Source organism: Bacteroides faecichinchillae JCM 17102 (assembly GCF_000614145.1).
In the GTDB taxonomy this organism is placed as follows: domain Bacteria; phylum Bacteroidota; class Bacteroidia; order Bacteroidales; family Bacteroidaceae; genus Bacteroides; species Bacteroides faecichinchillae.
On sequence record NZ_BAKK01000025.1, the window covers coordinates 58837 to 68037 of the forward strand.

At 39.9% G+C, this 9201-nt stretch carries 4 protein-coding genes and 2 pseudogenes; 1 reads left to right on the forward strand and 5 read right to left on the reverse strand.

Annotated elements, in window-relative coordinates; genetic code table 11:
• Window positions 1–91: 91 nt before the first annotated feature.
• Window positions 92–2166 (forward strand): annotated as a pseudogene (locus tag JCM17102_RS27605) (HD family phosphohydrolase).
• Here JCM17102_RS27605 and JCM17102_RS13225 read toward each other — a convergent pair.
• From JCM17102_RS13225 to JCM17102_RS27610, 5 genes and pseudogenes are all read right to left on the reverse strand, one after another.
• Entirely contained in the window at window positions 2141–2611 is a 471-nt protein-coding gene (locus JCM17102_RS13225; protein WP_025075477.1) for a low molecular weight protein-tyrosine-phosphatase, read from the reverse strand. The pseudogene JCM17102_RS27605 and the gene JCM17102_RS13225 sit on opposite strands and share 26 nt — an antisense overlap.
• A 15-nt stretch (window positions 2612–2626) precedes the next feature.
• Entirely contained in the window at window positions 2627–4426 is a 1800-nt protein-coding gene (locus JCM17102_RS13230) for a DUF4091 domain-containing protein (RefSeq protein WP_025075478.1), read from the reverse strand.
• A gap of 30 nt (window positions 4427–4456) precedes the next feature.
• Entirely contained in the window at window positions 4457–6913 is a 2457-nt protein-coding gene (gene priA / locus JCM17102_RS13235; protein WP_025075479.1) for a replication restart helicase PriA, read from the reverse strand.
• 76 nt (window positions 6914–6989) lie between these two features.
• A complete protein-coding gene (locus JCM17102_RS13240) occupies window positions 6990–7586 on the reverse strand; it encodes a porin family protein (protein ID WP_025075480.1) in 597 nt (198 codons plus the stop codon).
• 241 nt (window positions 7587–7827) lie between these two features.
• Window positions 7828–9197: pseudogene (locus JCM17102_RS27610) on the reverse strand (FAD-dependent oxidoreductase).
• Window positions 9198–9201: the final 4 nt, after the last annotated feature.

A 9201-nucleotide genomic window follows, 5' to 3' on the forward strand; every position in this document is an offset into this window, starting at 1 on the left:
TTGGGTTAGTATAGGTAAATCACGGCAAAATTAAATCTTTTTTTCCACACTATTGTTTTTTTTTGTACTTTTCGCCAAAATTTAAACGGTTATGGAACATCTAAAGAAGAAAAGAAGCTTCTCTTGGAGAGATTTACTCTATAAAGCCCTACTATTTGTAGGGACTGTAGCATTAATTGTCTATTTCCTGCCACGTGATGGAAAATTCAATTATCAGTATGATATAAACAAGCCTTGGAAGTACGGACAATTAATTGCTACTTTCAACTTTCCTATATATAAAGAAGACGCGACCGTTAAACGGGAACAGGATAGTCTGATGGCATCCTTCCAACCTTATTATCAATTCCAGAAATCAATAGAAAAGGATGCATTAAACAAACTGAAAGAGAATTATCATGCCAATTTGAAGGGCATTCTTCCTTCTACCGATTATCTGCGATACATTGAACGAATGCTGAAAGACATCTATGAATCAGGAATTGTATCGACAGAAAATATGCAAGAACTCCATAAGGATAGCGTCACTTCCATTCTGGTTATTGATGATAAGCTTGCCAATCCACGAAGCACCGATCATCTTTATACGGTAAAGAAAGCCTACGAACATTTATTAGCCCAAGCAGACTCACTTCATTTAAATAAAGATATATTGCGTCAATGTGCCTTGAATGAATATATCACCCCGAACCTTATCTTCGACCAACAACGAACCGAAACTGCTCAAAAAGAAATACTAAGTAACTATCCATGGGCAAACGGACTTGTGGTAAGCGGACAGAAAATCGTCGATCGTGGGGAAATGATAACGCCAGAGACATATAACATTCTCGAATCATTGCGTAAAGAATCTATCAAACGAAATGAATCAATCGGACAAAGCCGCCTCATACTTGGAGGACAAATTCTATTTGTCGGTATTTTGATCATGTGTTTCATGCTTTACTTGGACCTATTCCGAAAAGACTATTATCAACGTAAAGGAAGTCTGTCACTACTCTTTACATTGATCGTCTTTTACAATATAGTTACCGCCTTTATGGTGACACATAATCTATCAAATGTGTACATAATCCCTTATGCGATGTTACCGATTATCATTCGCGTATTCCTAGATTCACGTACCGCTTTCGTGACACATACGGTCACCATCCTACTCTGTTCCATATCACTCCGTTTTCCACATGAGTTTATCCTCACTCAGTTGGCAGCCGGATTAGTCGCTATATTCAGTCTACGGGAACTCTCTCAGAGATCGCAACTTTTCCGAACGGCATTATTAGTAATACTGACCTATGCTGCCATCTATTTCTCTTTTGAGCTCATGACTGAAAATGGACTCTCCAATGATTTCTCAAAATTGAATGTCCGAATGTACACTCATTTTATAACGAATGGTATCCTTTTACTATTTGCATACCCATTATTGTTCATATTGGAAAAGACATTCGGATTTACGTCCAACGTTACGCTAATAGAACTCTCCAATATCAACAATGATCTTCTCCGACAAATGTCTGAAACTGTTCCCGGAACTTTCCAACATTCTATGCAGGTAGCCAATCTTGCCGCAGAAGCTGCTATACGAATCGGAGCAAAGAGTCAACTGGTACGTACAGGCGCATTATATCATGATATCGGTAAATGGAAAGCCCGGCTTTCTTTACGGAGAATCAATCCGGTGGAGTCAATCCACATAAAAACTTGAGCCACGAACAAAGTTCGCAAGTTGTTATTAGTCATGTCACAGATGGATTGAAATTGGCAGATAAGCATAACCTACCTAAAGTAATCAAGGATTTTATCAGCACCCATCATGGACGTGGGAAAACGAAGTTTTTCTATATCTCCTGGAAAAACGAACATCCGGGTGAAGAACCAGATGAAGAACTATTTACGTATCCGGGACCGAATCCTTTTACAAAGGAACAAGCTATCCTAATGATGGCAGACGCTGTTGAAGCGGCTTCCCGCAGTCTACCTGAATATACAGAAGAAAGTATCAGCAACCTGGTGGATAAGATTATCGACTCTCAGGTTGCTGAAGGTTATTTCAAAGAATGTCCGATTACTTTTAAAGATATTGCGATCATTAAATCAGTATTTAAAGAAAAGCTAAAAATTGCTTATCATACTCGAATCAGTTATCCTGAGTTAAAGAAGTAAGCAACCCCACACAAGCATCTTCAAGGACATCGAGTACATACTCGAAGCCCTCAGCACCACCATAGTAAGGATCGGGTACATGATCCGCAGGAATTCGTGTGCAATATTCCGTCATACGATGAATCTTCGTCCACTCTTCCGGAGAAGGAGCTTTATCTTTCAAATCATCGATATTACGATCATCCATACCAATAATCAAATCAAAATGATAAAAATCTTCTGTACGTACCGGACGGGAGCGATGCACTAACTGATATCCCCGACGAGCAGCATGAGCACGCATTCTACTGTCGGGAAGCTCTCCCTGATGATATGAAAGAATCCCTGCGGAATCAATCACAAATTCTTGTTCCAATCCCGCTTCCTTTATTAAATGAAGCATGATTCCTTCTGCCGTAGAACTACGACAGATATTTCCCAAACACACAAATAAGATCTTTACCATTTTATCCTTTCTTTATTAAAATGAATTTAATATACTATACGCCCGGTTCACCGTTGTCGCTGCCGGAATCTCCGGCATATCACCTAAATTAAACGGAACCAGCATTTTTTCTATTTTTCTTAAACCGGCCTCATTCCCTTTTTCTTGAAATTCCTGACGAAGAATACGAATCTTCTCATGAGCTTGTATACCCTCAATCAAACGTTCAAAACGAAGGCAACTACGGGCTCCCGGATATACCAGATAAGTATCTCCACCTGCCCAACTACGGAAACGGGAATCTAGCAATGGTTCCAAAGGCCAACTGTTGTATGCCCAACGCAAATACCCATCCAAATGTTTCTTTGAGGAATAGAAACTAATCCAAACAGCCTCAGCCGGATCAGAGAAAGTAAAGGTGTTAGGATGCGCTTCCGAACAACAAGTATAATACGTAGTACGCTTATTTTCTGCCGCACGACGAATCCGTACATCTTCAGGGAAATTCTGTCCGATAGCGATACAGTAGTCATACAAATCCTTTTCAATTTGTTCGTGATAGTTTCCTGCCAATGAGACTTTGAAATCCGGATCGGCTTTACGAATCACTTTCAATGTTTTCTGCATCACTTCCATTGGCCTCTCATCCATGGCAATGGTACAAATATCAAACCATCCCTTCTCTTTGAGGTGTTTAGCAAATGAAGTAAGCATAGCCATCCACATTTCTTCATAAGCCGGCTCTCCGGGGGCAGTCGTTACAAATTGCAAAGAATTTGTTGCCTGATCAAAATACTGGAAAGACAATTTCCAAGGAACCATGGAGTAACAATTAATCTGTTTATTGATACCTACTCCCATCATAAATTCCACCCAACGGTCAAAAACCGTATAGTCAAAAGCCCATGTACCGTCTGCGCGCTTCAGCCAAGTAACCATTGACTCAAAATAATCTTCTGTCTGGCCATTCCAAGGTTTGTGCATGATTGAAGTAGTAATAATCTTTTGTCCAGCATCCGCTAACATCTTCATTAAAGGACGCATAGCATCCATATGTGCCTGACTCCAAAGTGGAACTTGATAATAACGAGCTACTGCAAATGGATTTTGCCACAAATCAAGATGATAAGCCCATTCCGAAGGTTGAGGAAGTTCGCGTGAAGAAACTTTAATTTCCAGAGGAAGGCTAGCAATTAGCTTTTCTCCATCCTTCACCAATAAATTACCTTTATACATACCCGGTGTAGTAGATTGGGGGATCCAGCACTGCACCCAGATAGGTTGTGAAGTACGAGCAGGAAGTTTCATACTCTTCAGATCCGGATCAATCATATCCGCTACCAACAAAGAATCAAAAAGAGAGTGGTCCGGTCTATTTCCACAACCTCCCTTACCATTTAGATTCAATTGATCCGTCATTACATAACGCATAAAAGCAGCTGTGCAAGCATCTGCCGGAAGCACTGCTCCTTTCGAACTCTTAAAACCTGTGAGGCTAAGATTCAAATTCTGAATATCCTCACCTGTCCATACTACTGCCTGTGCATTTACTCGTTCACCACGCCATCCCTGCAAAACAGATACCTTTTGCAATCCTTTCGTTGGAATCATGCGTTTTGCATACCGATAGTCGATACTCCCCCATGAGGCTTTGGGAGTAGAAACAGTTGCCCACTCTTCAGCAGAGGGAGTAGCCGGATCAGGTAACTCCTGATAAGTATTCAGAGGAAAACGAGGCTGACCGGTAGGCGTTCCACATTGAGTCACTCCATTTTGGGCAAACAACATACTAGTGCTAAACAATCCCAACAAGCAAAGAATAGAAAATCGTGTCATAGTAAATAAATTTAAAGTGATTATATAATTTTACATAGGGTCCATATCATAATAAATAATCAGTGATTTATACCGTTCATCCTCTAGCATTTCCCGTTGGATACGTAACAGCAGTTCCCTCGCACGTCCCATCGGGGCATTCTGTTCAATCTTGACCACAATCTTTTTAATAAACAAGGTCTGAATCCGGGCTACCGGAGGTTTATCCGGTCCCAGCACCCGATTACCAAATACAGTCCTCAATTTATCCGCCATTACAGTAGCCATCTGATCCAACAGAGACTCATTATGGTTCTTCAAATATACATAGATTAGCCGGTAATAGGGTGGATAATGAAACATCTGGCGTTCTGCCAATTGTCCATTCACCATTTCTTCATAATTATTACCAATCACCTGATAAATAATAGGATGATCAATACTTTTCGTTTGCAACACTACCCTTCCCCGTTTGTTCTTACGTCCAGCACGTCCGGCCACTTGCGCCATCAATTGAAACGCTCGTTCGTAAGAACGAAAGTCCGGATAATTCAACATTGTGTCAGCATTTAAGATACCAACCACACTTACATGGTCAAAATCCAATCCTTTTGAAACCATTTGTGTTCCAATCAGTATATCTGTCTTTCCTTGTTCAAAGTCTGCTATAATTTTTTCATACGCCGAGCGGGTACGAGTTGTGTCCAAGTCCATTCGTGCTACAGCCGCCTCCGGAAAAATAACTTTGATATCATCTTCTATCTTTTCCGTTCCAAATCCTCGATTCACTAATTCAGTCCCTTCACAAGCGGGACAGGCCTTAGGAAGTTGGTACGTATAACCGCAATAGTGACACGTAAGCTGATTAATCCCTTTATGATAGGTCAGGCTCACATCACAGTTTTTACATTTCGGCACCCATCCACAAGTCCGGCATTCTACCATCGGAGCAAATCCTCGCCGATTCTGGAAAAGGATCACTTGCTCTTTTTGCTCCAAAGCTTCCTTCATATATTGTATCAGCAATGGAGAAAACTGTCCGACCATCCTTTTTTTACGATGCAACTCTTTAATATCAACTGGAATGATTTCGGGCAATTGAATCTCTTTATATCGCTCTTTCAGTTGCACAAAGCCAAACTTTCCCAGCATTGCATTCTGCCATGTTTCAATAGAAGGAGTCGCTGTACCCAACAGTGTTTTAGCACCATACATAGTCGCCAATACAATCGCTGCACTACGTGCATGATAACGAGGAGCAGGATCTTGCTGCTTATAGGTATTCTCATGCTCTTCATCCACAATTACCAGCCCAAGATTTCGGAAAGGCAAGAAAATAGAAGAACGCACTCCCAAAATAATATCGTACCCTTTCTCTCCCAGTTGTTTCTGCCATATCTCAACTCGTTCAGCATCCGGAAACTTAGAATGATAAATTCCTATACGTGAACCAAACACTCGTTGTAAACGTTCCGTAATCTGAGTAGTCAATGCTATTTCAGGTAATAGATACAATACTTGTTTTCCCTGACGAATGGTTTCTTCTATCAAGTGAATATATATTTCAGTCTTTCCACTGGAAGTGACTCCATGCAGCAAACAAACATTCTTTTCTTGAAAACACTGTTTGATTTCATCATGCGCTCGTTGCTGAAACTCATTTAAAGGATTTAATTCACCGGCAATATTTACTTCCCTATTCAACCGGCCAATCTCGCGATAGTAAATTTCAAATATTTTTTTTTCGACCAGTCCATTTAAAATAGCAGGAGATACGCCTGCCTGCTGTAAAAGCTCCTTCTTAGAAACTTCTTTTGGTTTTTCTCTTCCCAAAACACTGGAACACTCTACATATTTCATCAATAATGCCAACTGCTTCGGAGCACGTGAAAGGATATCAAAAAGGATGTGGAGACGTCTTTCATCTGCTACGCCTGCTAAACGTACTCTCGCTTCAGTTTTGGGCTTATACGTACGACGCAATTCTTCTTTCACAAAAATTGCTTCTTTATCAAGCAAGGATTTGACAACAGACAAAATATTCTTCAGTTCGCTTTCCTTCTCTAATTTTGTGACACATTGTTGCGGATCTACAGAAAGTAAATCCAATATCTTCTGTTCTCGCTCGGATAATGGTGCATCCGCTTCAAAATCGGGATTATACTCTACAATGGTCTCGCTTTCTAACTTTAATCCGGATGGAAGTGCCGCTTTATAAACATCTCCTTGTGTGCAGAGATAATAATCTGCTATCCATTCCCAAAATTTAAATTGAGTTGGTAGTAAAATAGGAGAAGCGTCCAGCAATGCAGATATTTCCTTTACCTCATATTCTCTCGGGGCAGAAAAATGTACATTACGGACAATTGCCGTATAATACTTCTTCCGTCCGAAAGGCACAATCACCCGACAACCTATCTTCACTTCTTCCGCAAATTCATCCGGGAGTACGTAAGTAAAGCATTTCGGAAGCGGGAGCGGTAATATTACATCTACATATTTATTCATTGTTGCGACAAAGATAAAAAAAAAAAGCTTCCGAAAGTCGGAAGCTTCTAATTCATATCTTAATAAATATAATCTACTAGAAAAGGTAAGCAATGGAAACTTGCCAAGTCTTAGTTTTATAAGAAGCACTTTCTGCATCACTATCAATAAGTTTAGCAGAATCTCCTAACGGGATATTATAATTGAATCCGACCTGTAAATGGTTTACCAACTTCACACCGGCACCCAGATTGATACCCACCTCTGTCCTTTTCTTATCAGTTCTTATTCTATAGTCGTCAGCATCCCAAACTTGCTTGTTCTTTTCAAAGTCGAAATAGAAATCAGGACCTGCAGCCAGATAAACTCCCAACAGACTTCCCAGACCAATGTTATATTTCAGATTAATAGGAATATCCAATCCGTTCTGTTTGATTTTTGTTCCTTCTACTTCTATACCTCGTTGGGAAAACAATAAAGCTCCGTCCAATCCTAAGCCCACCACAGGAATTTTAAACTCGGCCATTGGACCAATAAAGAAACCGGTAAAGTTATCTTTCTTAAAGTCAGCCTTTGAGAAACTTGCTTTTGACAAGTTCAAACCACCCTTTACACCAAAATTTATTTGAGCTTGGGTAGGCATTGCCATACAGATACATACAGCAACCAACAATGCACTAAAAATCTTTTTCATAAATTTACGTGTTTATAATTTGCTACAAAGATACACATCTTATAGTAAATTAAACACAAATTATCATTTTTTGTTCGTACAGCTAACTTAAACCATACAATACTTTATTACTAACCGTTCCGACAAATGATATACGATAACTACATATTTCAGTAAGATCTACTTTCTCCAGACGTACATGTGGGACATCCCCAGACGTACGTCTCGGTAATACCCAGATGTACGTCCGGGACAACTAGTTTTAGGTAAATAAATCATTAAGAGCTTCGCTCATGCTAGGGTGAGTAAATATAAAATCACGCAAGAAAGTATAATCCTGACCTGTCTTCATTGCAATGGCAACCTCATTAATCACTTCACTAGAGTCAGGAGCAAACAACGTGACCCCCAATATCATACCACTTTCCTTATCAATAACAGCTTTTAGTAGCCCATCAGTTTCTCCTAATGTTTTAGCTCTCGGTATTGCCATTACAGGTAATTTCTTAATGACAACATCCAGATTTTGTTTGCGTGCTTCCTCCTCATTGATCCCGATACGTGACAATGGTGGGTCAATAAATACCGAGTAACTAACAGGATTACGATCTGTCATCTTCTTTTCTTTCTTACCAAACAAATCTTCACGCACAATTCGATAGTCATCCAAAGAGATATAAGTAAACTGTAATCCGCCTTTCACGTCACCCACAGCCCGTATATCTGGATTCGTAGTTTTCAAATATTCATCCACAATAATGGCTCCACGCGCATCTACATCTACTCCTGCTACTTTCAAATTGAGTCCTTCAGTATTAGGACGACGTCCTGTAGCCAAAAGCACCGCATCAGCTTCAAGTTCAAACACTTCGTTTGTCAGAGAATCTCCAAAAGTAACTATGGCTTTCTGATCTACATACTTTACTGACTGTACTTTTGCATTTAAACGGAATGCAACGCCTTTCTTCTCTAATGTTTCCTGGACACTGGCAGCAATATCACGATCTTCACGTAATATCAATTCCGAATATCCTTCGAGCACTGTCACTTGCGAACCAAATGAGGCAAACATCGAAGAAAATTCCAATCCGATATAACCACCGCCTACAATGACCAAATGACGAGGAAGAGTGGTAAGTTCCATGATTGAAGTACTGGTATACACAAATGGATTATCAGTAATTCCTTCTATAGGAGGAATTACCGCTTCTGCCCCTGTATTGATAATAATCTGTTCGGCTTTCAATATAAATTCTTCTGTAGCTGTACGTACAGAAATCTCGTTCGGGGAAACAAAAGACCCCATCCCTGTATAAACTGTAACATTGGATGATCAGCCAAATTATGAAAGTTTTTATTCCGAAGCAAACTTGTTACTTCTTCTTTTATAGAAATAGCCTGACGATAAAATTCACTCTTTTCTTCAAAAGTAAGTCCCTTCATGCCAGAAGCTATCTTTGCCTGATGTACTAATGTTTTAGTCGGGATACATCCAATATTAATACATGTACCTCCGTACATCTTCTCAGAACGTTCAACAACAGCTACCTTCTTACCACGTTTTGCGAACTCAGCGGCAAGCGTCTTTCCTCCTTTGCCAAAGCCAATAATGATAACATCAAAATCTTTCATATCT

Excerpts from the sequence above, each read along its gene's own strand:
- JCM17102_RS13225 (WP_025075477.1), bottom strand. The coding sequence starts at position 2,611 with ATGGTAAAGATCTTATTTGTGTGTTTGGGAAATATCTGTCGTAGTTCT.
- priA (WP_025075479.1), bottom strand. The coding sequence starts at position 6,913 with ATGAATAAATATGTAGATGTAATATTACCGCTCCCGCTTCCGAAATGC.
- JCM17102_RS13240 (WP_025075480.1), bottom strand. The coding sequence starts at position 7,586 with ATGAAAAAGATTTTTAGTGCATTGTTGGTTGCTGTATGTATCTGTATG.
- JCM17102_RS13230 (WP_025075478.1), bottom strand. The coding sequence starts at position 4,426 with ATGACACGATTTTCTATTCTTTGCTTGTTGGGATTGTTTAGCACTAGT.